The sequence below is a fragment of the Pseudomonas sp. TWRC1-2 genome, assembly GCF_049896685.1.
Classification (GTDB): Bacteria; Pseudomonadota; Gammaproteobacteria; order Pseudomonadales; family Pseudomonadaceae; genus Aquipseudomonas.
Genome location: NZ_JAFCUU010000010.1, coordinates 22,674 through 48,374 on the forward strand (window position 1 = coordinate 22,674; position 25,701 = coordinate 48,374).

The window sequence follows — 25,701 nt, forward strand, 5'->3', positions numbered from 1 at the left end:
TTGAATCAATGCCGCACATTTTGATCGTCGAAGACGAAACAATTATCCGCTCTGCCTTGCGTCGCCTGCTTGAACGTAATCAGTATCAGGTCAGCGAAGCCGGCTCGGTGCAGGAAGCCCAAGAGCGATTCAGCATTCCCACGTTCGACCTGATTGTCAGCGACCTGCGTTTGCCGGGCGCGCCAGGCACCGAGCTGATCAAGCTTGGCCAGGGCACGCCGGTGCTGATCATGACCAGTTACGCCAGCCTGCGTTCGGCGGTGGACTCGATGAAGATGGGCGCGGTGGATTACATCGCTAAGCCTTTCGACCACGACGAAATGCTGCAGGCCGTGGCCCGCATTCTGCGCGACCGTCAGTCGGCCAGCAGCGCGCCCGCCGAACAGCGCCCCGCCGGCAAGACCGCGAGCGGTGCGGACAAGCCGGGCGTCAACAACAGCAATGGCGAAATCGGCATTATCGGCTCCTGCCCACCGATGCAGGACCTGTACAGCAAGATTCGCAAAGTCGCGCCCACCGACTCCAATGTATTGATTCAGGGCGAGTCGGGCACCGGTAAAGAACTGGTCGCACGCGCGCTGCACAACCTGTCCAAGCGCGCCAAGGCGCCGATGATTTCGGTGAACTGTGCGGCGATCCCTGAATCGCTGATTGAGTCCGAACTGTTCGGCCACGAAAAAGGCGCGTTTACCGGCGCCAGCGCCGGGCGTGCGGGCCTGGTCGAAGCGGCGGACGGCGGCACTTTGTTCCTCGACGAAATCGGCGAACTGCCGCTGGAAGCCCAGGCGCGCTTGCTGCGCGTGTTGCAGGAAGGCGAAATTCGCCGCGTAGGTTCGGTGCAATCGCAAAAGGTCGATGTTCGCCTGATCGCAGCGACCCACCGCGACCTCAAGAGCCTGGCCAAGATCGGCCAGTTCCGTGAAGACTTGTATTACCGCCTGCACGTGATCGCCCTCAAGCTGCCGGCCCTGCGTGAGCGTGGTGCCGACGTCAACGAAATCGCCAGCGCCTTCCTGCTGCGCCAGAGCGCGCGGATCAACCGTACCGACCTCAAGTTTGCCCCGGACGCCGAGCAGGCGATTCGTCACTATTCGTGGCCGGGTAACGTGCGAGAGCTGGAGAACGCGGTCGAGCGCGCGGTGATTCTGTCGGAGAGCCCGGAGATTTCCGCCGAGCTGCTGGGCATCGACATCGAGCTGAGTGACCTGGAAGACGACGACTTCATCGGCCTGGCCCCACAACAGGGCGGTGGTAGCAATACCAGCCACGAGCCGACGGAAGATTTGTCACTGGAAGATTACTTCCAGCATTTCGTCCTTGAGCACCAGGACCACATGACCGAGACCGAGCTGGCGCGCAAGCTGGGCGTGAGCCGCAAGTGCCTGTGGGAACGGCGCCAGCGCCTGGGCATTCCGCGTCGCAAGACCGGCGTGGCCAGCGAGAGTTGAGGGTGCGCCCCCACAGGTAACACCCTCAGATGTGAAAAAACTGTTACCGCTGAATTTTCACGTAACAAAAGCCGGGGCTTACGGTAACGAAGCCCCGGCTTTTTTTCGCCCCCGAAAACGCCGAAAGCGCCTCAACCCCCCGGTTTTGCTGGACGGCACAAAAGTTGGCACGCACCCTGCTATATGCTTAGTACAAAAACAATAACAAGCTCAGTACCCGACAATAAAAATAAGACGTATCGACTCACGCACAATAAAAACAACACGGCGGAGGCGCAGCTAACTGATTCTTTTGGAGAGGCGTTGCATTTGGGGCTTGCCCCGCAACCAGGCCGAGAACAACAAAAACTGCCCTAAGGCAGAGCCTGAACTGGTTGGATCGTAGATCAGCAACACAGCGACCAAAGCAATCCGTTTGCTCTTGACTCCCGATTGGGAGTGTCATGAAGGTGAAGCTTCATGGCGAGGGCGATCAACAAAAACAAGAAGCCCGAAATCAATAATAAAAATAGAGCACGCAACTACTTCTGGGGGAGCTTCGGCTCCCCTTGTAGTTTCCGGCATTTGGCCGGTTCCCCTGTCTTTTAAGCTTATGGCGCAAGGCCTGCAGCTTGTTCCTACACCATCCCTCGACTAAATGCTAGAATCCCCGCCCATCATGCGGTCATTCTTCGTTATGGCCGAACATTCCTTCAAACAGTGCATCCCATGCTGAAGAAGTTGTTCCAGTCATTCCGTTCTCCCTTGCGTCGTACGCAACACATTCGCAGCACGCCTGAAGTGCTTAACAGCAATCAGCATTCATTGCAGCGTGCTCAATTCAGCCGCTATGCGGTGAACATCGTCGAACGTTTGCAGAACGCCGGCTACCAGGCTTATCTGGTGGGCGGCTGTGTACGTGACATGATGCTCAATATCACGCCCAAGGATTTCGACGTCGCCACCAGCGCCACGCCCGAGCAAGTGCGTGCCGAATTTCGCAACGCGCGAATCATCGGTCGCCGGTTCAAGTTGGTGCATATCCACTTCGGCCGCGAAATCATCGAGGTCGCCACGTTCCGCGCCGGCCACCCGCAAAACGATGAAGAGGAAGACACCAACCAGTCTTCCCGCAACGAGAGCGGCCGCATCCTGCGCGACAACGTCTATGGCACCCTGGAAGAAGACGCGCAACGCCGCGACTTCACCATCAACGCCTTGTATTACGACCCGGTCAGCGAGCGCATCCTCGATTACGCCAATGGCGTACACGACATTCGTAACAATCTGATCCGTTTGATCGGCGACCCGACGCAGCGCTACCAGGAAGACCCGGTGCGCATGCTGCGAGCGGTGCGTTTTGCTGCCAAGCTGAATTTCGGTATCGAGAAACACACGGCCGCGCCGATTCGCGACCTGGCGCCCATGCTGCGGGAAATTCCTTCGGCACGCCTGTTCGAAGAAGTGCTCAAGCTGTTCCTCTCGGGGTACGCCGCCGACACCTTCGAAATGCTCGTCGACCTGCAGTTGTTCGACCCACTGTTCCCGGCCAGCGCCGAGGCTCTGGAATACAACCCGACGTACACCCACACGCTGATCAGCGAAGCCTTGATCAATACCGACCTGCGCATCAAACAGAACAAACCGGTGACCCCGGCGTTCCTGTTTGCCGCCCTGTTGTGGCCGGCCCTGCCCAAACGCGTACTGCGCCTGCAGGACCGTGGCATGCCGCCGATTCCTGCCATGCAGGAAGCTGCGCACGAGCTGATCGCCGAGCAATGCCAACGCATCGCCATTCCGAAACGTTTCACCCTGCCGATCCGCGAGATCTGGGACATGCAGGAGCGCCTGCCACGGCGCAGCGGCAAACGCGCCGACCTGCTGCTGGACAACCCGCGCTTCCGTGCTGGCTACGACTTCCTGCTGCTGCGCGAAAGCGCCGGCGAGCAAACCGACGGCCTGGGCGAATGGTGGACCGACTACCAGGACGCCAACGACAGCCAGCGCCGCGACATGATTCGTGACCTTGGCAGCAAAGGCGATGGCGCCAGCGATGGGCCGAAGAAGCGTCGTCGCAGCTCCAGCAAGCGCAAACGCACGTCTGCCGATGCCTCGGGCGCTGCAGGCGAATAAACGTGGAACGTATCTACATCGGTATGGGCAGCAACCTCGCTGCCCCGGACCAGCAATTGCGCAGCGCCATTGCGGCGTTGGCGTTATTGCCAGGCACCGCCCTCGTCGGTGTGTCCGACTTCTATCAGAGTGACTCCCTGCTCCCCGGTCAGCCGCGCTATACCAATGCGGTCGCGGCCTTGGAGAGCAGCCTTGCGCCACTGGCGCTGCTCGATGCACTGCAAGCCATCGAAAACGGCCAGGGCCGCGAACGTCTCGAGCGTTGGGGCCCGCGTACGCTGGATCTGGATATCCTGCTGTTTGGCGATCGCCTGATCGACGAGCCGCGCCTCAAAGTGCCTCACTACCAGATGCACCTGCGCGCGTTCGTGCTGTACCCGCTGGCCGAACTGGCTCCCGCCGAGCTGCAACTGCCCGACGGCCGAACGCTCGCAGAGTTGTTGAAGGCCTGCCCGTTTGTCGGCCTGGAACGCCTCTCTACCGTCTGATGCAGCCCCCCTGTGGGAAAACGAGCTTGCTCGCGAATGCGGTGATCCAGTCGCTACAGGCTTTGACTGACCCACCGCATTCGCGAGCAAGCCCGCTCCCACATTGATCTCGCAGGCCATCAAAAGCGGTCTTCAACGTGCTGAATCGCGTCAGTAACAGCGGTAACACCGCCGTCGTAACAATGCGGTAACACATCCAATTGACTTCCCGAGTCCTCATCACGACTATAGGCGTCCCGCTGCCGCCAACCCGGCGCTGAAGGGCGCAATCCAGGCCTTATAAGCACTGCTCTCAAGACGGTGCGCCTGTATAAACGAAGACTCACGCGCGTTACTCGCTGTTTCCAAGCGCCTGAACGAGGACCCTTTTCATGCCAGACATTACCCTGACCACCTTGCAGAGCCTCAAGCTCAAAGGTGAAAAAATCACCATGCTGACGTGCTACGACGCCACCTTCGCCCACGCCAGTTGCCAGGCCGGTGTCGAAGTGTTGTTGATAGGCGACTCGCTGGGCATGGTTCTTCAAGGGAATGACAGCACCCTGCCCGTCACCACCGATGAACTCGCCTACCACACCGCCAGCGTCAAGCGCGGTAACGATGGCGCTTTCATCATCGCCGACCTGCCGTTCATGGGCTACGCCACGCTGGAACAGACCTTTCAGAACGCCGGCAAACTGATGCAGGCCGGCGCGCACATGATCAAGGTCGAAGGCGCCGTATGGCTGGCCGAGTCGATCCGCCTGCTGGCCGAGCGCGGTGTGCCGGTGTGCGTGCACATGGGCCTGACGCCACAGTCAGTGAACATCCTCGGCGGTTACAAGGTACAAGGCCGCAATGAAGCCCAAGCGCGTCAGATGCGCGCGGATGCCATCGCCCTGGAACAAGCCGGTGCCGCGATGATCCTGCTCGAATGCGTACCGAGCGAATTGGCGGCAGAGATCACCCAGGCAGTCAAAGTGCCGGTAATCGGCATTGGCGCGGGCTCTGCCACAGACGGCCAGGTTCTGGTCTTGCATGACATGCTCGGCCTGTCGCTGACCGGGCGTGCACCCAAGTTCGTGAAAAACTTCATGGCAGGTAAAGACAGCATTCAGGCCGCGTTGAGCGCTTACGTCGACGAAGTCAAAGCCGTTACTTTCCCAGGCGCCGAACACGGATTCTCTGCATGAACACCGTTAAAACCGTACGAGAACTGCGCGCTGCAGTCGCCCACGCGCGCAGCGCCGGCAAGCGCATTGGCTTTGTGCCCACCATGGGCAACCTGCACAGCGGCCACGCCACCCTCGTGACCAAGGCCGCCCAGCAATCGGATTTCGTGGTGGCGAGTATCTTCGTCAACCCGTTGCAGTTCGGTGCCGGCGAAGACCTGGACAAATACCCGCGCACCCTGGCTGCCGATCAGGAAAAACTGCTGCAAGCCGGTTGCAACCTGCTGTTCGCGCCCACCGTCGAAGAAATGTACCCCGGCGGCATGACCGGCCAGACCCGCGTCAGCGTCCCGCAACTGTCCGAAGGCCTCTGCGGCGCCAGCCGCCCCGGGCACTTCGAAGGTGTCGCGACGGTGGTCAGCAAGCTGTTCAACATGGTCCAGCCGGATATGGCCGTGTTTGGCCAGAAGGATTATCAGCAACTGGCAGTGATTCGCGCCATGGTGCATGACCTGAACATGCCCATCCAGATCATCGGCGAGCCCACCGTGCGTGCCGCTGACGGTCTCGCGCTGTCCTCGCGCAACGGCTACCTCAGCGAAGAGCAACGCGCCATCGCGCCGGTGCTGTACCGCAGCCTCAGCCAGATTGCCACCGCCATCAAAGGCGGCGACCACGATTTCGCCAAGCTGCGTGCCAAGCAGATCCAGCAGATCGAAGCGGCCGGATTGCGCATGGATTACCTGGAAGTGCGCCAAGGTGTGCACCTGCGTCCCGCCACGCCAGAGGATCGCGATGTAGTGATCCTGGTGGCCGCGTACTTGGGCGCCACACGCCTGATCGACAACCTGCACCTGACCCTGGCCTGACCCCGCTTTTTCTCCGTCAAAAAAGCGCGTTTGTTGCCCTTCCCGCTGTGCCGGTATAAAAAAGTACCGGCTACAGCGCAGACAAAGCCAAGACATATCGACACGCTAGGTTTAATGTAAACGCCCTGTGCCATTGTTGGCGCTGACCGGAACCCAACGCCTGATGAAAGACTGGACGTTCCGGATTTAGAAGTATCCTAAAGGCAAGTCCCCGTAATAAAAAGGAAACCCGCAGCGATGGCGTATTACCGCACTCCTCATGACGTTACCGCTCTGCCCGCTTGGCAAGCGCTCGATAAACATCGCCAAGCCATGCAGGATTTCAGCATGCGCGACGCATTCAATGCCGATCCCCAGCGCTTTTCCCAATTCACCTTAAGCAGCTGCGGGCTTTTCCTCGATTACTCGAAAAACCTCATCACTGCCCAAACGCGCGCCTTGCTTGTCAACCTGGCCAATGAAGTCGGGCTTAAAGACGCGATCAACGCGCTCTACGCCGGCGAGCCGGTCAACTCCTCCGAAGGCCGTCCGGCCCTGCACACCGCACTGCGTCGCCCGGTTGGCGACAAGTTGTCGGTCAACGGCGTGAACATCATGCCGGACGTGCACAAGGTGCTGAACCAGATCACCGACCTGGTCGGCCGCATCCATGATGGCCTGTGGCGCGGTTACACCGAGAAGCCGATCACCGATGTGGTGAACATCGGCATCGGTGGCTCGTTCCTGGGCCCGGAGCTGGTCTCCGAAGCGCTGTTGTCCTACGCCCACAAAGGTGTGCGCTGCCACTACCTGGCGAACATTGACGGCAGCGAGTTCCACGAGCTGACCCAGAAGCTGCGCGCCGAGACCACGCTGTTTATCGTCTCGTCAAAATCCTTCAACACCCTGGAAACCCTGAAAAACGCCCAGGCCGCCCGCGCCTGGTACCTGGCCCAGGGTGGCTCGGAAGCCGAGCTGTATCGCCACTTCATCGCCGTCTCAAGCAACAACGCAGCGGCCGTGGCCTTCGGTATCCGCGAAGAAAACATCTTCCCGATGTGGGACTGGGTGGGCGGGCGTTACTCGCTGTGGTCGGCCATCGGCTTGCCGATTGCCCTGGCGATCGGCATGTCCAACTTCAAGGAACTGCTGTCCGGTGCCTACACCATGGACCAGCATTTCCAGAACGCCCCATTCGAAGCCAACATGCCCGTGCTGCTGGGCCTGCTGGGCGTGTGGTACGGCAACTTCTGGGGTGCGCAGAGCCACGCGATCCTGCCGTACGACCACTACCTGCGCAACATCACCAAACACTTGCAACAGTTGGACATGGAATCCAACGGCAAGAGTGTGCGCCAGGATGGTACGCCAGTGTCCACCGATACCGGCCCGGTCATCTGGGGCGGCGTAGGGTGCAACGGCCAGCACGCCTACCACCAGTTGCTGCACCAGGGGACCCAACTGATTCCGGCCGACTTCATCGTGCCGATTGTCAGCTTCAACCCGGTGTCCGACCACCATCAGTGGCTGTACGCCAACTGCCTGTCGCAAAGCCAGGCACTGATGCTCGGCAAAACCCGCAGCGAAGCCGAAGCCGAGCTGCGTGAGAAAGGCGTTGCCGAAGCCGAAGTGCAGAAGCTGGCCCCGCACAAGGTCATCCCGGGCAACCGTCCGAGCAACACCATTGTGGTTGAACGCATCAGCCCGCGCCGCCTGGGCGCACTGGTAGCTATGTATGAACACAAAGTGTTTGTACAAAGCGTGGTCTGGGGTATCAACGCCTTCGACCAATGGGGCGTGGAGTTGGGCAAAGAGCTGGGCAAAGGCGTGTATAACCGTCTGACCGGCGCCGAAGAAACCTCGGCCGAGGATGCTTCGACCCAAGGCCTGATCAACTACTTCCGCGGTCGTCACCGCGGCTGAAGCCGGTACATCAAGGCCAACGTCCGTCTGGACGTTGGCCTTGAACCCTCCCCCCACTGCGTGCATCTTTATGACTTGTCGCCAAAACAAGAATAAGGACCGCTCATGTTCGATATCAGCACATTCCCCAACGCCGATGCCGTCCGCCAGGCCGCGCAGCTCAGTCAAGCCGACTACCAGCGCCTCTATCGCCAATCCATCGAGCAACCCGACACTTTTTGGGCAGAACAGGCCAACAGCTTTCTCGACTGGATCAAACCCTGGCACACCGTCCAGCATTCAGACATTCACACCGGCGGCGCCCAATGGTTTGCCGGCGGCCAACTGAACGTCAGCTACAACTGCATCGACCGTCACCTGGCGCAACGCGCCGACCAGCCTGCCTTCATCTGGGAAGGCGATGATCCGACACGGTCTGCAAAAATCACCTACCGCCAGCTCCATCAAAACGTCAGCCGCCTGGCCAATGTGTTGAAAAGCCGTGGCGTGAAAAAAGGCGACCGCGTGTGCATCTACATGCCGATGATCCCGGAAGCCGCCTACGCAATGCTGGCCTGCACACGCATTGGCGCGGTGCACTCGGTGGTCTTTGGCGGGTTCTCACCGGACGCCCTGCGTGACCGTATTCTCGACGCCGACTGCCGCACCGTGATCACCGCCGATGAAGGCGTGCGCGGCGGTAAACCGGTGGCGCTGAAAAAGAACGTCGACAAGGCCCTGGCCAGCTGCCCGAACGTCAGCACAGTGCTTGTGGTGGAGCGCACCGGCGCTGACCTTGCCTGGCACGAAGGCCGCGACCTCAAGTACCAGCAAGCGCTGGATGCCGCCAGCGACGACTGCCCGCCCGAGCCCATGGACGCCGAAGACCCGCTGTTCATCCTCTACACCTCCGGCAGCACCGGCAAACCCAAAGGCGTGCTGCACACCACCGGCGGCTACCTGCTGCAAGCGGCGATGACCTTCAAGTACGTGCTCGATTACCGCGACGGCGAAGTGTTCTGGTGCACCGCCGACGTCGGTTGGGTGACCGGCCACAGCTACATCGTGTACGGCCCGCTGGCCAATGGCGCCACCTCGCTGATGTTCGAAGGCGTGCCGAGCTACCCGGACAGCTCGCGCTTCTGGCAGGTGATCGACAAACATCAGGTGAACATCTTCTACACCGCGCCCACCGCCCTGCGCGCCCTGATGCGTGAGGGTCACGGGCCACTGGAGAATACCTCCCGCGCCAGCCTGCGCCTGCTGGGCAGTGTCGGCGAACCGATCAACCCCGAAGCCTGGGACTGGTACTTCAACGCCGTCGGTGAACAACGCTGCCCGATTGTCGATACGTGGTGGCAGACCGAAACCGGCGGCATCATGCTCAGCCCCCTGGTCAGCGCCCAGCGGATCAAACCCGGCTGCGCAACCCAGCCGATGTTTGGCGTGCAGCCGGTGCTGTTGGATGAGCAAGGCAAGCCAATCAACGGCGCCGGCAGTGGCGTGCTGGCGATCAAGGCCAGTTGGCCGGGCCAGATTCGCAGCGTCTACGGCGACCCGCAGCGCATGATCGACACCTATTTCAAACCCTACCCGGGCTACTACTTCACGGGCGACGGCGCACGCCGCGATGAAGACGGCGACTACTGGATCACCGGGCGCATCGACGATGTGATCAACGTGTCCGGCCACCGCATCGGCACTGCCGAGGTGGAAAGCGCGCTGGTGCTGCATGACCAAGTGGCCGAAGCCGCCGTGGTGGGCTATCCCCACGACGTCAAGGGCCAGGGAATTTATGCCTTCGTCACGCCCATGAATGGCGTTGAACCCAGCGATGCGTTGAAGAAAAACCTGCTTGAGCTGGTCAGCAAGGAAATCGGCAGCTTTGCCAAGCCGGAACTGATCCAATGGGCGCCGGCCTTGCCGAAAACCCGCTCCGGCAAGATCATGCGGCGGATTCTGCGCAAAATCGCCTGCAACGAACTGGACAGCCTGGGTGACACCTCGACCCTGGCCGACCCCAGCGTCGTGGATGGCCTGATCGACAAACGCCTGAACCGCTAGGAACCCTCGAGTCGCCATGGAATTTATCCGCAGCCGTATCGAAACCCAGCTGATGAGCCTCACCGGCCTGTCGCTGGGCCAGCTGGACCTGGAAAACCCCAAGGGCGATCCAGGCCTGTTCGGGCCGGACTCGATCAGTTGGCAAGTCCATGGCGATTTCAGCAGCATGTTGATTGGTGGCATCAGCGCCTTGATGCTGCAAGCCTTGCACCCGTTGGCCCTGGCGGGTGTGTGGGACCACTCGAATTTTCGCCAGGACATGCTCGGGCGTTTGCGGCGCACCTCGCAGTTCATTTCCGGAACCACGTTCGGCTCGCGCAAAGACGCCGAATGGCTGATCGAAAAAGTGCGCACCATTCACCTGCAAGTGACGGGGCACGCCCCGGACGGGCGACCTTACGCGGCCAGCGATCCGGCGTTGCTGACGTGGGTGCATGTGGCGGAGGTCAGCAACTTCCTCGCGGCCCACCTGCGTTACTGCAACCCGCGCCTTTCGGGTCGGGATCAGGACCGCTACTACAGTGAAATTGCGTTGGTGGCCGAACGCTTGGGCGCGCGGCATGTTCCGCGTTCACGGCAGGAAATTTCGGATTACCTGGCGCGCATTCGTCCGCAACTGCTGTGCGACGAGCGCAGCCGCGAAGTATTGCGTCTGCTGCTCAATGCACCGTCACCCAGCACGCTGGCCAAACCTTTTGGTGCGCTGATGATGCAGGCCGGGATCGACTTGCTGCCCGACTGGGCGAGCAGCCTGCTCGAGCAACACCAAAGCCCGCTGCAACGGCAAATGATCCGCGCCGGGGTCAAGCGCAGTGCGCCGTTGCTGCGCTGGGCGATGCGCAATGGCTCGGTGCAGCGTGCCCATCGGCGGATGGGGTTGATGTAGGCCGGCGCCTATAGCTGTTAAACTCCGCGCCCCATTTACAGCAAGGCGCGCTCCATGACTTCCTTGAATCAGGCGCTGCGCGCCGCCCTCGATTACCGCCAAGACCTGATCCACGAGTTGCATGCCCAAGGCACTGACTGCTACCGCTTGTTTCATGGCAGCCAGGAAGGCGCCGGCGGCCTGACTATCGACCGTTACGGCCCACAGTTGCTGGTGCAGAGTTTCCACCAATCCCTGGAAACAGCCGACCTTTTGGACCTGCACCAGTTGATCAACCAGTTCATGGGCCTGGAATTGCTGCTGGTCTACAACGACCGCTCCCGTGGCAACTCGCGGATCGACCGTGAAGACACGGTGTACCGCGCCGAGCCTGCCGCGCTGGTAGACCTGGTGGGCCATGAATGGGGCCTCAATTATCGTGTGCGTGGGCGCCATGCCGGGCAAGACCCGCTGCTGTTTCTGGACCTGCGCAACACCCGCGGCTGGGTCAAGGCGCACAGCGCCGGCAAGAGCGTGCTCAACCTGTTCGCCTACACCTGCGGCGTCGGCCTGAGCGCGGCGGCCGGTGGCGCGCGTGAGGTGTGCAACCTGGACTTCGCCGAGGGCAACCTGGCGGTCGGTCGCGAAAACGGTCTGCTCAACCCACAATTGCCAACCATGCAATTCGTGCAGTCCGACTACTTCCCGGCGATTCGCCAACTGGCGGGCTTGCCGATCACTCAACGTCGCGGGCAGAAACTGCCGAGCTATCCACGCTTGGACCAGCGCCAATATGACCTGGTATTGCTCGACCCACCGGCATGGGCCAAGAGCGCCTTTGGCACCGTTGACCTGTTGCGTGACTACCAAAGCCTGCTCAAGCCTGCGCTGCTCGCGACGGCCGACAATGGCGTGCTGATCTGCTGCAACAATTTGGCGAAAGTCAGCATGGATGACTGGCGCGAACAGGTGCTGCGTTGCGCCGAGAAAGCCGGTCGCCCGGTACGCGACTGGCAAATCATGACACCGGGTGCCGACTTCCCTTCCCAGGACCAGCAGCCACCGTTGAAAACCCTCATCCTGCAGTTGTAGTACTTTTCCCAAGCGGCCCGGTGCTTCGGAACCGAAATCCCGTGCCATACTCCAAGGCACTCCTGTTCGACATAGATGGCGTCACTCATGCCCAAAGGATTGATCCGCGCCGCTGGCGCCTTGTTGACCGCCCTGGCTCTGTACAGCTTGCTGGGTTTTCTGATTTTGCCGGGCATCGCCCTTCGTATTGCCAATCAACAGCTGGCCCATTACGCCACGGTGCCGGCACGCATCGAGCGTATCGAACTCAATCCGTTCAGCCTGGAAGTGACAGCCTGGGGCTTGAAAATCGGCGAACCGGGCAAAGAGCAAGTGGGTTTCGAGCGTCTCTACGCCAACCTGCAGATCGACAGCCTCTGGACTCGCGCCCTGCACCTGGCCGATGTGCAACTCGACCAACCCAAGACCGAGCTGCTGTTCGACAAATCCGGCCAACTGAACCTGGCGCAGTTGTTCAAGCTGCCGCCGAGCGAGCCGACCCCGGCCGATCCCGACGCCAAGCCATTCCCGCTGCGCATCGACAGCATCAAGCTGGCGGGCGGCTATGTGCATTTTCGAGACCTGCGTCCCAGCGAACCGATCGAATTTCTCTACGACAAACTCGACTTTGAACTCAAAAACCTCAGCACCTTGCCGGAAGACAACGCCGACATGACGCTGGTGGCCGCCGGCCCTGAGGGTGGGCAAATCGACTGGAAAGGCAATTTCAGCCTGGTGCCGATCACCTCCAAGGGCACGCTGAAAGTCACCGACGGCAAGATGAAGGCCTGGTGGCCGTATGTTCGTGATGCCGTGCCGCTCGTGCTGGAAGACGGTGTGCTGAATTTCAGCACCGACTACACATTCAGCCTGGCCAAAGAAACCGAACTGAACCTGACCAACACCGTCGCCAGCATTGCGCCGTTTGCTATCAAGACGCCCGATGGCCGCCCATTGGTACGCCTGGAACGCTTGGACGTCAGTGACACTACGGTGGACCTGGCCAAGCAGCACGTAGTGGTCGGCAAGATTCGCAGCAACAAGCTGGAAACCTGGGCCGCCCGCGAAGCCGATGGGCAACTGGATTGGCAAAAACTGTTCGCCAGCCAACCGAGCAAGCCGGCCAAGGCGCCCGAGCCCGCCAATGCGCCGGCAACGGCCGACTCGCCAAAGGCTGAACCGGCCGCGCCTGGCAAGCCCTGGCAAGTACTGCTCAAGGATGTGCAGCTGCGTAACTATCAGGTGCACCTGGCCGACCGTCAGGCCAAACCTGCGGTAGCGCTGGAACTGGGCCCCTTGAACGTCGATGTGCAGAACTTCGACAGCCTCAACCAAAGCCCGTTTACCTTGAAGGTCGACTCCGGCCTGGGTAAACAAGGCAAGATCCAGGCAACCGGCGAGGTCAATCTGAACCCGGTCAGCGCCAAACTCAAAGTGAATACCCAGGACATCGACCTGCGGGTTGCTCAGTCCTATATCAGCCCGTTCATTCGGCTGGAACTGCGCAGCGGCATGTTGGGCAGCAACCTGGATGTGAACCTCAAGAGCACCGAGCCCTTGGCGCTTCAGGTCACCGGCCGCGCTCAGGTCGACCAATTGCACACCCTGGACACGCTCAAGACCCGCGACTTCCTCAAATGGCAGCGCCTGGTGCTCGAAGGTGTCAATTATCAACACGGCGACAGCCTGTCGATCGACAAGGTCAACCTGCTGCAACCGTACGCGCGCTTCATGATCAATGATGACCGCACCACCAACATCGATGACCTGTTGATCCCGCAGCCGGCCGACAGTGGGGCCAAATCGGCAGCCAAGCCGGCGGCCAGCAAAGACAAGCCGCTGGGCATCCATATAGGGCAGATCGCGATCAATGACGGCTCGGCCAACTTTGCCGACTTCAGCCTCACGCCCAACTTTGCCACGGCCATTCAACAGCTCAACGGGCAGATCGGCACCATTGACAGTCGCCAAGCCAAACCGGCCAGCGTCGACATCAAGGGCAAGGTGGATCGCTATGCGCCAGTGACCATCAAAGGCAGCGTGAACCCGTTTGATCCGATGGCGGCGCTGGATATCGCCACCAGCTTCAAACGCGTCGAGTTGACCACGTTGACGCCGTATTCCGGCAAGTTCGCCGGTTTCCGCATCCGCAAGGGCCGGCTCAACCTGGACCTGCATTATGTGATCACCAAAGGCCAGTTGAAGGCTGAAAACAAGGTAGTGGTTGAGCAACTGCAACTGGGTGAGAAAGTCGACAGCGCCGACGCCGTGGATTTGCCGATTCGCCTGGCCATCGCCCTGCTCAAGGACTCCGACGGCAAGATATCCATCGAACTGCCGGTCACCGGCGACCTGAACAACCCGCAATTCAGCGTGATGCCGATTGTCTGGCAAACCCTGCGTAACCTGGTGGTGCGCGCGGCGACGGCGCCGTTCAAGTTCATCGGTGGGCTGGTCACGGGTGGCGGCTCGGAAGACTTGGGCAATGTGTCGTTCGCCCCAGGCTCCAGCGAATTGAACAAAGACGCTCAAGGCGCGCTGAATACCCTGGCCAAAGCACTCAAAGAGCGCCCTACCCTGCGCCTTGAAATCGAAGGCACGGCGGCTGCCAGCAGTGACGGTCCCTTGCTCGCTGCCGAGCGACTGGAACGTGAATATCAATACAACTACTACAAGATACTGCAGCGCCGTGGCGATAAGGTTCCGGCCCAGGCTTCGCTGCTGGTCGTCCCCGAGAAGGAAAAAGCGCCGTTGCTGGAAGGCATCTACCGCACCCGTCTGAAACAACAACCGCCGGCCGAGTGGAAAGACCTGAGCAGCGATGAACGCACCGCGAAGCTGCGTGACGGGCTGATCAAGTTCTGGGGCGCCAGTGATGTACTGCTGCGTCAACTGGGGCAAGACCGAGCCAGTGCCATCAAGGATTACCTGGTGGACAAGGGCCAACTGGAAGATGACCGGGTGTACTTCATCGATGCCAACCTGGGGCAGGCGGAGAAGGATGGCCGGGTGGTAACCCCAATGCATCTGGATGCTGAGTAACACCTGAGACACCCATCCAAATGTGGGAGCTGGCTTGCCGGCGATGCAGACACCTCGGTCATTCAGTTGAATCGAGGTGATGCTATCGCAGGCAAGCCAGCTCCCACATTTGTTTGTGCTCGGCCTGGGGTTTTGTTTGCGCCCAGAATAGAACAGGCCCCGACACAAGTGCCGGGGCCTGTAATGACCACATCCGTGTGGTCGGTCGCATGAACTCCAGAGGTGCTTTGGGTGGATATCTAACTCACCCTAAGCCGCCGCTATTCAGTTCAGACGAACAGTTAAGCGTTACTCTGCTTTCAGGCCATCGGCCGATACAGCTTTAACGCCTTTGATTTTCTTGGCGATATTCACCGCGGTGGTTTTCTGTGCTTCAGTCACAGCGACCGAAGAGGACAGAGAAACTACGCCTTTGTTGGTTTCGACTTTGATGTCGGTGCCAGGAATGCCTTTCTCGGTTACCAGGTCAGCTTTCACTTTGGTGGTGATCCAGGTATCGGAAGTGGCGCCCTTGGCGTCAGCTGCTGCGCCTTTGGTTTTGTCGACGTTGTCGGCTTTAGTTGCGCCGCCTGCCAGCAGGCCGTCAGCAGAAACAGCGGTCACACCTTTGATACGCTTGGTGATTGCTACTGCAGTGGCTTTCTGCGAATCAGAGATCGCTACGGTCGACGACAGGGAAACCACACCTTTGTTGGTTTCAACCTTGATGTCCGAACCAGGAATGCCTTTCTCGGTCAGCAGGTCAGCTTTGACTTTGGTGGTGATCCAAGTATCCGAGGTGGATTCTTTGGCTTTGGTCACTTCGCCAGCAGCCATGGTCATTGGAGCTTGGGAAGTCTGAGCAAAGGCCACGTTAGCACCCATGGCCAGGGTCAGAGCGGTAGCAGTAGCGAGAGCGAACTTCTTCATACGAGTAACTCCTGTTTTATTGAAAGTCTGCAGTGGGTAAACCTTGATGCTGCAGCGTTACCAGGATTATTGCAGGCAGTGTGCCAAGTTAGATTTTCGAATTAAATCCTTATAAAACAACAACTTATAAAAACGACCAATTTTCGGAATCGTGCAACTTGCATGAAGAAGGCCGTCCTTGCATGCAAGTTGCGGCTTTTGGGATTTACTAAGCTTCTGATTTATCGGCATTTTCCTAAGCGCATAAAAAAAGGACTCCGAAGAGTCCTTTTTTTTCAGCGTGAGGCCGGGTAATTAAACGCCCGAAGCCTTGGCTGCTGCTACGTCCTTGATGGACAGCTTGATACGGCCGCGGTTGTCCACGTCCAGTACCAGCACTTCCACTTCCTGACCTTCTTTCAGAATGTCGGTCACTTTCTCAACACGAGCGTCGCTCAGCATGGAGATGTGCACCAGACCGTCTTTGCCCGGCAGGATGTTGACGAATGCGCCGAAGTCGACGATGCGCTCAACTTTACCGACGTAGATCTTGCCGATCTCGGCTTCTGCGGTGATACCCAGAACGCGCTGACGTGCAGCTTCTGCAGCTTCTTTGGTTTCGCCGAAGATCTTGATCGAGCCGTCGTCTTCGATGTCGATCGAAGCCTTGGTCTCTTCACAGATCGCACGAATGGTCGCGCCGCCTTTACCGATAACATCACGGATTTTGTCGGTGTCGATTTTCATCGCGATCATGGTCGGAGCATTTTCCGACAGCTCGGTACGCGACTGACCAATGATCTGGTTCATCTGGCCGAGGATGTTCAGGCGTGCTTCCAGGGCTTGGCCCAGAGCGATCTCCATGATCTCTTCGGTGATGCCCTTGATCTTGATGTCCATCTGCAGCGCGGTAACACCTTTAGCGGTACCGGCTACTTTGAAGTCCATGTCGCCCAGGTGGTCTTCATCGCCCAGGATGTCGGTCAGGATGGCGAACTTCTCGCCTTCTTTAACCAGGCCCATGGCGATACCGGCAACCGGTGCCTTCATCGGCACACCAGCGTCCATCAGCGCCAGGGAAGCACCGCAGACCGAAGCCATGGAGCTGGAACCGTTGGACTCGGTAATTTCCGACACAACACGGATGGTGTACGGGAACACGTCGGCGGCAGGCAGCATGGCTGCAATCGAACGACGGGCCAGACGGCCGTGACCGATTTCGCGACGACCAGCGCCACCCATGCGACCACACTCACCTACCGAGAACGGAGGGAAGTTGTAGTGCAGCATGAACGGGTCTTTTTTCTCGCCTTCCAGGGTGTCCAGCAGCTGTGCGTCACGGGCAGTACCCAGTGTTGCAACAACCAGAGCCTGGGTTTCACCACGGGTGAACAGAGCCGAACCGTGAGTCTTCGGCAGAACGCCGACTTCGATGTTCAGCGGACGTACGGTGCGCGTGTCGCGACCATCGATACGCGGCTTGCCGTTAACGATGTTTTCGCGAACGGTGCGGTATTCGATTTCACCGAAGGCAGCTTTGACGTCGCTGGAAGAAGGCTGGCCTTCTTCGCCGGACAGCTTGGCCACAACCTGCTCCTTCAGCTCGCCCAGGCGAGCGTAGCGGTCGGCCTTGACGGTGATGGTGTAGGCGTCGGAGATGGCAGCGCCGAACTCGGAGCGGATAGCACCCAGCAGTTCAGTCGCTTCAGCCTGTGGAGCCCAGGTCCAAGTCGGCTTGGCAGCTTCGGCAGCCAGTTCTTTAACAGCGTTGATCACAACCTGGAACTCGTCGTGAGCAAACAGTACCGCGCCCAGCATCTGGTCTTCGGTCAGCTCTTTGGCTTCCGATTCAACCATCAACACGGCTTCCGACGTACCGGCAACGACCATGTCCAGGCTCGACGCTTTCTGTTGTTCGTAAGTCGGGTTAAGCAGGTAGCCGGTGCTTTCGTGGAAAGCAACGCGAGCTGCGCCGATCGGGCCATCGAAAGGAATACCGGAGATGGCCAGGGCAGCCGAAGTACCGATCATCGCAGCGATGTCCGGATCGGTCTTCTTGCTGGTGGAAACGACGGTGCAGACAACCTGCACTTCGTTCATGAAGCCTTCTGGGAACAGCGGACGGATCGGACGGTCGATCAGCCGGGAAGTCAGGGTTTCTTTTTCGGAAGGACGGCCTTCGCGCTTGAAGAAACCGCCAGGGATCTTACCGGCAGCGTAAGTCTTTTCCTGGTAGTGAACGGAAAGAGGGAAGAAGCCTTTGCTTGGGTCAGCGGTCTTGGCGCCAACAACGGTCACCAATACGGTGACGTCGTCGTCAACGGTAACCAGCACTGCGCCGGAGGCTTGACGGGCGATACGGCCTGTCTCGAGGGTAACGGTCGACTGACCGAACTGGAATTTTTTGATAACCGGGTTCACGGTGTCCTACCTTCTTTGTGGCTCTTGGGGAACTTGTCTTCTTGCGAAATTCTTGGGCAATGCCGGGAATCGGCCCGACGCTCGTCCAGGGTAAAACGTGTATCCAGATAAAACTTGAGGCTGGGAGCCTGCCATGGGCCAGCGGGAATCCCACTGACACACGGCAGACAACCAACCTCTAGCGCAATCGCTGATTAGCGACGCAGACCCAGGCGACCGATCAGAGCCTGATAACGACCCAGATCCTTGCCTTTCAGGTAGTCCAGCAGCTTACGGCGCTGGTTTACCATGCGGATCAGACCACGACGGGAGTGGTGATCTTTACCGTTGGCCTTGAAGTGACCTTGCAGCTTGTTGATGTTGTGGGTCAGCAGTGCAACTTGCACTTCTGGCGAACCAGTGTCACCAACAGCTTGCTGATAGTCAGCTACGATTTGTGCTTTTTCTTGAACGTCGAGAGCCATGAGGCAATCCTTTTTTCAGGAAACCACCCAAAGGGTGATCTCAACAGGCCAGGGACAAATCCCTGTATCTAAAAATGAGTGTTGACCGTGCCTGTTAACAGCCACACTCGTTCGGTCATTCTGACCGAATCAGTCGACGCGGCGCGATGCGCCCGTCTTCGCTCACTTCACCGATACCGATAAAGCGACCGTTATGATCCTGTACCCGCACCATACCGAACTTCGGAGCGTCCGGGGCACGTACCGGCTGGCCGTTGAGCCAGTAGAACGCGCTGTGCTCCGAGAAGTGCAGCAATGGCCAATCCAGCAAACCGCTGTCCGATGGCATCAGGAAGCGATCAACTGCTTCATTGCCGCCTTCGGCGTGTACTGCTTCCAACTCTTCCAGCGTGACCGTCTGGGCCAGGCTGAAAGGACCGGCCTGGGTGCGTCGCAGTTCTGCAACGTACGCGCCGCAACCGAGCTTTTCACCAATATCTTCCACCAGGGTACGAATATAGGTGCCTTTGCTGCAGTCCACGGCCAAGCGGGCAGTGTCGCCTTCATGGGCGAGCAATTCCAAGCGCGCAATAGTAACAGAACGCGGTTCGCGCTCCACTACTTCGCCCGCACGTGCCAGCTTGTACAGAGGCTGGCCATCACGCTTGAGGGCCGAGTACATCGGCGGTATCTGACTGATTTGCCCACGAAAACCGGGTAAAGCAGCCTCAATATCAGCACGACCAACGGTCACGTCGCGAACCTGCAGAACATCACCTTCAGCATCGGCCGTGGTGGTGGTCTTGCCCAGTTGCATCAGGGTTTCGTAACCCTTGTCGGAATCGAGCAGGTATTGCGAGAACTTGGTCGCCTCACCAAAGCACAACGGCAGCACGCCGGTGGCCAGGGGGTCGAGACTGCCGGTATGCCCGGCCTTCTCGGCATTGAGCAGCCAGCGAACTTTCTGCAAGGCAGCATTGGAGGTAAAGCCAATGGGCTTGTCGAGCAGAATAATGCCGCTGACGTTGCGACGGATACGTTTGACCTGAGCCACCGCTTACTCCTTGGCGTCTTCAGGTGTGGATGGGTGCTGACTGTCTTCAGCCACGGCGCGCTCGATCAGCGCCGACAGGTGCGCACCACGCACGACGCTTTCGTCGTAGTGGAAGTGCAACTGAGGCACGCTGCGCAGCTTCATTTCGCGGGCCAACTGCATGCGCAGGAAACCTGCAGCCGAGTTGAGCACCTTGATGCTTTGCGCGATTTCTTCGCTGCTGTCCTGGCCCATCACGGTGATGAAGATCTTCGCGTGACCTACGTCGCGGCTCACTTCAACGGCGGTGATGGTGACCAAGCCAACGCGTGGGTCTTTGACTTCGCGACGGATCAGTTGGGCCAGCTCGCGCTGCATCTGATCGCCGATACGCTGGGTACGGCTGTATTCTTTTGCCATGTCTTGTTACCTGTTACTGCCACACGGTGAAACCCGTGGGGTCTGAAAGCGGCAAACGCCCGGCCTGACAAAAGCCAGACCGGGCGTTGCGTTTAGAGTCCGTACGCTGCGCGGGGCATGTGCATGCCCACGCGTCGCGTGGCTCCGGAAGTGCGCGAGTTAGAGGCTGCGAGCAACCTGAACCTTCTCGTAGACTTCGATCTTGTCGCCAGCTTTGACGTCGTTGTAGCTCTTGACGCCGATACCGCATTCCATGCCGGCACGCACTTCGGAAGCGTCATCCTTGAAGCGGCGCAGGGATTCCAGCTCGCCTTCGAAGATAACGATGTCTTCACGCAGTACACGGATTGGACGGTTACGGTGCACAACACCTTCGATAACCATGCAACCGGCGATCGCGCCGAATTTCGGCGAGCGGAACACGTCACGCACCTCGGCAACACCCAGGATATTCTCCCGAACGTCGCTGCCAAGCATACCGGTAAGGGCTTTCTTGACGTCTTCGATGATGTCGTAGATGACGTTGTAGTAACGCATGTCCAGGCCTTCCTGCTCGACGATCTTGCGAGCGCCAGCATCGGCACGCACGTTGAAGCCGAACAGTACAGCGTTGGAAGCCAGTGCCAGGTTGGCGTCGGACTCGGTGATACCACCGACACCGCCACCGACAACGCGCACTTGCACTTCGTCGTTACCCAGGCCGTTCAAGGCGCCGTTCAACGCTTCGAGGGAACCACGGACGTCAGATTTGAGGACGATGTTAAGCGTCTTCTTCTCTGCCTGGCCCATGTTTTCGAAGATATTTTCCAGCTTGCCGGCGTGAGCACGGGCCAGTTTGACTTCGCGGAACTTGCCTTGACGGAACAGAGCCACTTCACGGGCTTTCTTCTCGTCGGCTACTACGCTCATCTCGTCGCCAGCGTCCGGGGTACCGTCCAGGCCGAGAATCTCGACAGGGATGGAAGGACCGGCTTCCTTGATTGGCTTGCCGTTCTCGTCGAGCATGGCACGTACACGGCCGTAGTTCGAACCAACCAGCACCATGTCGCCTTGGCGCAGCGTACCGTCTTGAACCAGAACGGTTGCAACCGGGCCACGACCTTTGTCGAGACGCGATTCAACCACAACACCGCGCCCCGGGGCCGATGGCGTTGCTTTCAGTTCGAGTACTTCAGCTTGCAGCAGGACCGCTTCGAGCAGTTCGTCTACACCGGTACCGACTTTTGCCGAGACCGAAACGAACGGCGTATCACCGCCCCACTCTTCGGACGTCACGCCGTGAACCGACAGTTCGCTACGGATGCGATCGAGATCGGCGCCCGGCTTGTCGATTTTGTTCACGGCAACAACCAGTGGAACACCAGCGGCCTTGGCGTGCTGGACAGCTTCAATGGTCTGCGGCATCACGCCGTCGTCCGCTGCAACCACCAGAATCACGATGTCAGTCGCCTTGGCACCACGGGCACGCATTGCGGTAAACGCGGCGTGACCAGGGGTGTCGAGGAAAGTGACCATGCCGCGTTCGGTTTCAACGTGGTATGCACCGATGTGCTGGGTGATACCGCCGGCTTCGCCAGCAGCTACCTTGGCACGACGGATGTAGTCGAGCAGCGAGGTCTTACCGTGGTCAACGTGGCCCATTACGGTCACAACCGGCGCACGGGAGAACGACTCACCTTCAAACTTCAGGGACTCGGCCAGGGAATCTTCCAGGGCGGTGTCGCTGACCAGGGTCACTTTGTGGCCCAGCTCTTCAGCAACCAGTTGGGCAGTTTCCTGGTCCAGTACCTGGTTGATGGTCGCTGGAGTACCCAGTTTGAACATGAACTTGATGATTTCAGCAGCCTTGACCGACATCTGATTGGCGAGGTCGCCAACTGTGATGGTCTCGCCGATCTGCACATCACGCACGACAGGGCCGGTTGGGCTCTGGAAACCGTGGGCGTTGCGCTTTTTCAGCTTGGCCTTGCCGCGACCACCACGACGGAAGCCATCGCTTTCTTCGTCGGTAGTACGTGGGGCAACGCGTGGAGCAGGCGCTTTCTCTTTGACCGAGGCACGATGTGGGGCGTTTTTACGCTCGCCATCGCCACCACCACCGCGACGATTGTTATCGTCGGCACGTGGTTTGTCCGGACGACGAGGCTCGTCGCGCTTGCGAGCGTCTGCTGCAGGAGCAGGTGCAGCGGCAACCGGAGCAGCCTCACGCACAGCTTCAACAGGCGCTGCAGCAGCGGCGACCGCGTCAGTACCAGCAGGTTGCGCAGCAGCAGGCTGGCGGCGCGCTTCTTCTTCGGCGCGACGCTTGGCTTCTTCTTCAGCCTTCTGACGAGCAGCATTTTCTACTGCGCGACGTTCATCCAGTTCGCGTTTGCGCTCGGCTTCGATTTCTTCCGGGCTGCGCTGTACGAAGACTTTCTTCTTGCGTACTTCAACGCTGATGCTCTTGCTACCAGCAACACGCAGGGTGCTGGTGGTTTTGCGCTGCAATGTAATCTTGCGCGGTTCTTCCACTTTCGCCTTGTGGCTGCTCTTCAAGTGAGTCAGCAAAGACTGCTTCTCACTGTCGCTCACACCTTCATCGGCGGCGGTGTGCGGCAGACCTGCCTCACGCATCTGCTGCAACAGGCGCTCTACCGGTGTTTTGACCTCATCGGCCAGTTGTTTCACCGTGACTTGCGTCATGCACTTCTCTCCTCAGGCCGCGCCTAGTTACTCGAACCAATGGGCTCGGGCGGCCATGATCAACTTGCCGGCACGATCATCGTCAATGCCGTCGATGTCGAGCAGATCGTCAATAGACTGCTCGGCCAGGTCTTCGCGGGTAATTACGCCGCGCACCGCCAGTTCCATCGCCAAATCCTTGTCCATACCCTCAAGCGAGAGCAGGTCTTCGGCCGGATGGGCGTCTGCCAGCTTTTCCTCAGTAGCGATGGCTTTAGTCAACAAACGATCCTTGGCCCGAGCGCGAAGCTCGTTGACGGTGTCTTCGTCAAAGCCGTCGATGTTGAGCATTTCTTCCAACGGTACGTAGGCAATCTCTTCCAGGCTGGTGAAGCCTTCATCTACCAGCACCTGCGCCAGGTCTTCGTCGACTTCCAGCTCGTCGATGAAGTTGCGCAGGATGTCACCGGTTTCAGCTTGCTGCTTAGCCTGGATGTCCGATTCGGTCATCACGTTCAGGGTCCAGCCGGTCAGTTGGCTGGCCAGACGCACGTTCTGACCACCACGACCAATGGCCTGAGCCAGATTATCTGCGCCAACGGCGATGTCCATTGCATGAGCATCTTCGTCAACGATAATTGCCGCCACTTCAGCCGGCGACATGGCGTTAATTACGAACTGCGCCGGGTTATCGTCCCACAGGACGATGTCCACACGCTCGCCGCCCAACTCGCCCGACACTGCCTGGACGCGCGAACCGCGCATACCAATGCAAGCGCCTTGCGGGTCGATGCGTTTGTCCTTGGAGCGGACCGCGATCTTGGCGCGCGAACCCGGGTCGCGGGACGCAGCCATGACTTCGATCAGGCCTTCGGCAATTTCCGGCACTTCGATACGGAACAGCTCGATCAGCATTTCCGGCGCGGTACGCGACAGGATCAACTGAGGGCCGCGGTTCTCGGTGCGGATTTCCTTGAGCAGCGCACGCAGACGCACGCCGACACGGAAGGTTTCGCGAGAGATGATGTCTTCGCGGGCCAGCAACGCTTCAGCGTTGTTGCCCAGGTCAACGATCACGTTGTCGCGGGTAACTTTTTTCACGGTACCGGAGATGATTTCACCCAGGCGCTCGCGGTAAGCATCAACGACTTGAGCGCGCTCAGCTTCGCGAACCTTCTGCACGATGACCTGCTTGGCGGTCTGTGCAGCAATACGGCCGAATTCGATCGACTCGATCTTTTCTTCGACGACATCACCGACCTTGGCGCCAGGGTGCGTTTCGGCAACCTTGCTTGGCCAGGTTTCGATGGCCGGATCATCAAGATCGGCTTCTTCGACGACCGTCCAGCGACGGTAAGTCTCATAGGCACCGGTGTGGCGGTTGATTTCCACACGCAGATCAACTTCGTCTTCAAAACGCTTTTTGGTAGCAGTGGCCAGGGCCAGCTCCAGCGCTTCAAAAATCACGTTTGCCGGTACGCCCTTTTCATTGGATACCGACTCAACAACCAGCAGTACTTCTTTGCTCATCGTACGCCTCGCCTTTCGCAAGCCATTGGATCCGCGGGATCCGCGTCTCAGTCAAAACTGGGAATAATGTTGGCCTTGTCGATCATATCGATCGGCAACAGGAATTCATGGTCTTCTACCTGCACCACGACATCCTGTTCTTCTACACCGCGCAGAAGGCCCTGAAAGTTGCGTCGCCCTTCAAAGGGAGAGCGCAGCTTGATCTTCACTTGTTCACCGGCAAATTTTGCAAACTGATCAATAGTGAACAGTGGGCGTTCCATGCCTGGCGAGGAAACTTCGAGGGTGTATTCAACGGAAATCGGATCTTCAACATCCAGGACACCGCTGATCTGACGGCTGACAATGGCACAATCGTCCACCAGCACGCCGCCCTCTTTATCGATATAAACGCGCAACATTGAGTGGCGACCTTGAGCCGAAAACTCAATACCCCAGCATTCATAGCCTAGGGCCACGACCACCGGGGCCAACAAGGCCTGCAACTCTTCTAGCTTGCTCGACACCTGAACCCCCTCGTGCATGTATGTGCATGCTGTGCAAAATAAAAAAATGGGCGAAACGCCCATCCTTGAAACGCCGTCGAACAGCGGCGTTGAAAGTGTCCAGCTAACAAAAAGCCCCTTAAAAGGGGCTCCGCTAAAACTGGTTGCGGGGGCCGGATTTGAACCGACGACCTTCGGGTTATGAGCCCGACGAGCTACCAGACTGCTCCACCCCGCGACAAAGCTGGGGCGGAAGTATACGACCGATCCCTTACAGGGTCAATGTAACCTTCCACCTACAAGAAAGCCCGCAACAGCGGGCTCTCCTGATAATTGGTACCGAGAAGGGGACTCGAACCCCTACACCCTATGGGCACAACCACCTCAAGGTTGCGTGTCTACCAATTCCACCACCTCGGCAATACAGCGTTTACAACCCTTCTTACTTCTGCTCTTGAGCTGGAGGTACGTCAGTCGCTGGAGTAGCCGACTTTTGCTCTTGAAGCACCGGGACATCATCAGAAGCCGGTTTTGCTTTTGGTACTTCCAACACTGCTGGGTTTGGGAGACCTACTTGAGTCAGCACATGAGCTTTCTCTTTAGCAAAGTAACCTAACCCCAAGCTGGTTATGAAGAAACCGGCGGCAAGTATAGCAGTAAACTTACTAAGAAAGGTAGAGGAACCTTGGCTTCCGAACACAGTATTTGAAGCACCTGCACCGAAAGACGCACCAGCATCCGCACCTTTACCCTGTTGCAACAAAACCAGGGCAACTACGCCCAGGGCAGCCAACAGATGAAAAACGACTACGACTGTTTCCAGCAT

The 25,701-nt window shown here is 59.0% G+C and carries 19 protein-coding genes and 2 tRNA genes; 10 read left to right on the forward strand and 11 right to left on the reverse strand.

Annotated elements, in window-relative coordinates:
• Positions 1 to 8 precede the first annotated feature (8 nt).
• The 10 genes from ACP7B3_RS24955 (at position 9) to ACP7B3_RS25000 (ending at position 14,991) form a co-directional block, all read left to right on the forward strand.
• Positions 9 to 1,448, forward strand: a complete 1,440-nt coding sequence (locus ACP7B3_RS24955; RefSeq protein ID WP_145162098.1) for a sigma-54-dependent transcriptional regulator — start codon at positions 9 to 11, stop codon at positions 1,446 to 1,448.
• 708 nt (positions 1,449 to 2,156) lie between these two features.
• Positions 2,157 to 3,560 carry a polynucleotide adenylyltransferase PcnB gene (locus ACP7B3_RS24960; RefSeq protein WP_145162099.1) on the forward strand — a complete coding sequence of 468 codons (1,404 nt, stop codon included), beginning with the start codon at positions 2,157 to 2,159 and terminating at the stop codon, positions 3,558 to 3,560.
• 2 nt (positions 3,561 to 3,562) lie between these two features.
• On the forward strand, positions 3,563 to 4,048 hold the full coding sequence (folK, locus tag ACP7B3_RS24965; protein ID WP_426181582.1) for a 2-amino-4-hydroxy-6-hydroxymethyldihydropteridine diphosphokinase: 486 nt from the start codon (positions 3,563 to 3,565) through the stop codon (positions 4,046 to 4,048).
• 371 nt (positions 4,049 to 4,419) lie between these two features.
• Positions 4,420 to 5,220 carry a 3-methyl-2-oxobutanoate hydroxymethyltransferase gene (gene panB, locus ACP7B3_RS24970; RefSeq protein WP_145162101.1) on the forward strand — a complete coding sequence of 267 codons (801 nt, stop codon included), beginning with the start codon at positions 4,420 to 4,422 and terminating at the stop codon, positions 5,218 to 5,220.
• Entirely contained in the window at positions 5,217 to 6,068 is an 852-nt protein-coding gene (gene panC / locus ACP7B3_RS24975) for a pantoate--beta-alanine ligase (RefSeq protein ID WP_426181585.1), read from the forward strand. The genes panB and panC overlap by 4 nt, the downstream gene beginning before the upstream one ends.
• A 237-nt stretch (positions 6,069 to 6,305) precedes the next feature.
• Entirely contained in the window at positions 6,306 to 7,970 is a 1,665-nt protein-coding gene (gene pgi, locus ACP7B3_RS24980; protein ID WP_426181588.1) for a glucose-6-phosphate isomerase, read from the forward strand.
• A gap of 105 nt (positions 7,971 to 8,075) precedes the next feature.
• Positions 8,076 to 10,013, forward strand: a complete 1,938-nt coding sequence (acs, locus tag ACP7B3_RS24985) for an acetate--CoA ligase (protein WP_426181591.1) — start codon at positions 8,076 to 8,078, stop codon at positions 10,011 to 10,013.
• Positions 10,014 to 10,029: 16 nt separating this feature from the next.
• Positions 10,030 to 10,899 carry an oxygenase MpaB family protein gene (locus ACP7B3_RS24990; protein ID WP_145162109.1) on the forward strand — a complete coding sequence of 290 codons (870 nt, stop codon included), beginning with the start codon at positions 10,030 to 10,032 and terminating at the stop codon, positions 10,897 to 10,899.
• Between the two features lie 54 nt (positions 10,900 to 10,953).
• On the forward strand, positions 10,954 to 11,970 hold the full coding sequence (locus ACP7B3_RS24995) for a class I SAM-dependent rRNA methyltransferase (protein WP_145162111.1): 1,017 nt from the start codon (positions 10,954 to 10,956) through the stop codon (positions 11,968 to 11,970).
• A gap of 87 nt (positions 11,971 to 12,057) precedes the next feature.
• Entirely contained in the window at positions 12,058 to 14,991 is a 2,934-nt protein-coding gene (locus ACP7B3_RS25000) for a DUF748 domain-containing protein (protein ID WP_426181596.1), read from the forward strand.
• 288 nt (positions 14,992 to 15,279) lie between these two features.
• Here ACP7B3_RS25000 and ACP7B3_RS25005 read toward each other — a convergent pair whose 3' ends face one another.
• The 11 genes from ACP7B3_RS25005 to secG all read right to left on the reverse strand — a co-directional run bounded on the left by ACP7B3_RS25005 (position 15,280) and on the right by secG (position 25,701).
• On the reverse strand, positions 15,280 to 15,900 hold the full coding sequence (locus ACP7B3_RS25005) for a BON domain-containing protein (RefSeq protein WP_119741050.1): 621 nt from the start codon (positions 15,898 to 15,900) through the stop codon (positions 15,280 to 15,282).
• A 294-nt stretch (positions 15,901 to 16,194) separates the two neighbouring features.
• Positions 16,195 to 18,300, reverse strand: a complete 2,106-nt coding sequence (gene pnp, locus ACP7B3_RS25010) for a polyribonucleotide nucleotidyltransferase (protein ID WP_119741048.1) — start codon at positions 18,298 to 18,300, stop codon at positions 16,195 to 16,197.
• A gap of 194 nt (positions 18,301 to 18,494) precedes the next feature.
• Positions 18,495 to 18,764, reverse strand: a complete 270-nt coding sequence (rpsO, locus tag ACP7B3_RS25015; RefSeq protein WP_003176135.1) for a 30S ribosomal protein S15 — start codon at positions 18,762 to 18,764, stop codon at positions 18,495 to 18,497.
• A gap of 115 nt (positions 18,765 to 18,879) precedes the next feature.
• The gene (gene truB / locus ACP7B3_RS25020) at positions 18,880 to 19,797 is read right to left on the reverse strand and encodes a tRNA pseudouridine(55) synthase TruB (RefSeq protein WP_106579253.1); all 918 of its coding nucleotides are present in this window, start codon (positions 19,795 to 19,797) and stop codon (positions 18,880 to 18,882) included.
• A gap of 3 nt (positions 19,798 to 19,800) precedes the next feature.
• Entirely contained in the window at positions 19,801 to 20,196 is a 396-nt protein-coding gene (rbfA, locus tag ACP7B3_RS25025) for a 30S ribosome-binding factor RbfA (RefSeq protein WP_016973761.1), read from the reverse strand.
• A gap of 159 nt (positions 20,197 to 20,355) precedes the next feature.
• Positions 20,356 to 22,881 (reverse strand): translation initiation factor IF-2, encoded by a 2,526-nt coding sequence (gene infB, locus ACP7B3_RS25030; protein WP_426181601.1) that lies wholly within the window; start codon positions 22,879 to 22,881, stop codon positions 20,356 to 20,358.
• 27 nt (positions 22,882 to 22,908) lie between these two features.
• Positions 22,909 to 24,390, reverse strand: coding sequence for a transcription termination factor NusA (gene nusA / locus ACP7B3_RS25035; protein ID WP_426181604.1), 1,482 nt, complete (start codon positions 24,388 to 24,390; stop codon positions 22,909 to 22,911).
• A gap of 47 nt (positions 24,391 to 24,437) precedes the next feature.
• On the reverse strand, positions 24,438 to 24,896 hold the full coding sequence (gene rimP / locus ACP7B3_RS25040; RefSeq protein WP_003235029.1) for a ribosome maturation factor RimP: 459 nt from the start codon (positions 24,894 to 24,896) through the stop codon (positions 24,438 to 24,440).
• Positions 24,897 to 25,036: 140 nt separating this feature from the next.
• A tRNA-Met gene (locus tag ACP7B3_RS25045) sits at positions 25,037 to 25,113 on the reverse strand.
• Positions 25,114 to 25,209: 96 nt separating this feature from the next.
• Positions 25,210 to 25,295, reverse strand: a tRNA-Leu gene (locus ACP7B3_RS25050).
• A 22-nt stretch (positions 25,296 to 25,317) separates the two neighbouring features.
• Positions 25,318 to 25,701: a preprotein translocase subunit SecG gene (gene secG, locus ACP7B3_RS25055; protein WP_010206600.1), complete on the reverse strand. Its 384-nt coding sequence runs from the start codon at positions 25,699 to 25,701 to the stop codon at positions 25,318 to 25,320.

What these genes read in the sequence shown, in the direction of transcription:
- ACP7B3_RS24955 (WP_145162098.1), top strand. Translation starts at nt 9, where the DNA reads ATGCCGCACATTTTGATCGTCGAAGACGAAACAATTATCCGCTCTGCC.
- ACP7B3_RS24960 (WP_145162099.1), top strand. Translation starts at nt 2,157, where the DNA reads ATGCTGAAGAAGTTGTTCCAGTCATTCCGTTCTCCCTTGCGTCGTACG.
- panB (WP_145162101.1), top strand. Translation starts at nt 4,420, where the DNA reads ATGCCAGACATTACCCTGACCACCTTGCAGAGCCTCAAGCTCAAAGGT.
- panC (WP_426181585.1), top strand. Translation starts at nt 5,217, where the DNA reads ATGAACACCGTTAAAACCGTACGAGAACTGCGCGCTGCAGTCGCCCAC.
- pgi (WP_426181588.1), top strand. Translation starts at nt 6,306, where the DNA reads ATGGCGTATTACCGCACTCCTCATGACGTTACCGCTCTGCCCGCTTGG.
- acs (WP_426181591.1), top strand. Translation starts at nt 8,076, where the DNA reads ATGTTCGATATCAGCACATTCCCCAACGCCGATGCCGTCCGCCAGGCC.
- ACP7B3_RS24990 (WP_145162109.1), top strand. Translation starts at nt 10,030, where the DNA reads ATGGAATTTATCCGCAGCCGTATCGAAACCCAGCTGATGAGCCTCACC.
- ACP7B3_RS24995 (WP_145162111.1), top strand. Translation starts at nt 10,954, where the DNA reads ATGACTTCCTTGAATCAGGCGCTGCGCGCCGCCCTCGATTACCGCCAA.
- ACP7B3_RS25000 (WP_426181596.1), top strand. Translation starts at nt 12,058, where the DNA reads ATGCCCAAAGGATTGATCCGCGCCGCTGGCGCCTTGTTGACCGCCCTG.
- ACP7B3_RS25005 (WP_119741050.1), bottom strand. Translation starts at nt 15,900, where the DNA reads ATGAAGAAGTTCGCTCTCGCTACTGCTACCGCTCTGACCCTGGCCATG.
- rpsO (WP_003176135.1), bottom strand. Translation starts at nt 18,764, where the DNA reads ATGGCTCTCGACGTTCAAGAAAAAGCACAAATCGTAGCTGACTATCAG.
- rbfA (WP_016973761.1), bottom strand. Translation starts at nt 20,196, where the DNA reads ATGGCAAAAGAATACAGCCGTACCCAGCGTATCGGCGATCAGATGCAG.
- infB (WP_426181601.1), bottom strand. Translation starts at nt 22,881, where the DNA reads ATGACGCAAGTCACGGTGAAACAACTGGCCGATGAGGTCAAAACACCG.
- nusA (WP_426181604.1), bottom strand. Translation starts at nt 24,390, where the DNA reads ATGAGCAAAGAAGTACTGCTGGTTGTTGAGTCGGTATCCAATGAAAAG.
- secG (WP_010206600.1), bottom strand. Translation starts at nt 25,701, where the DNA reads ATGCTGGAAACAGTCGTAGTCGTTTTTCATCTGTTGGCTGCCCTGGGC.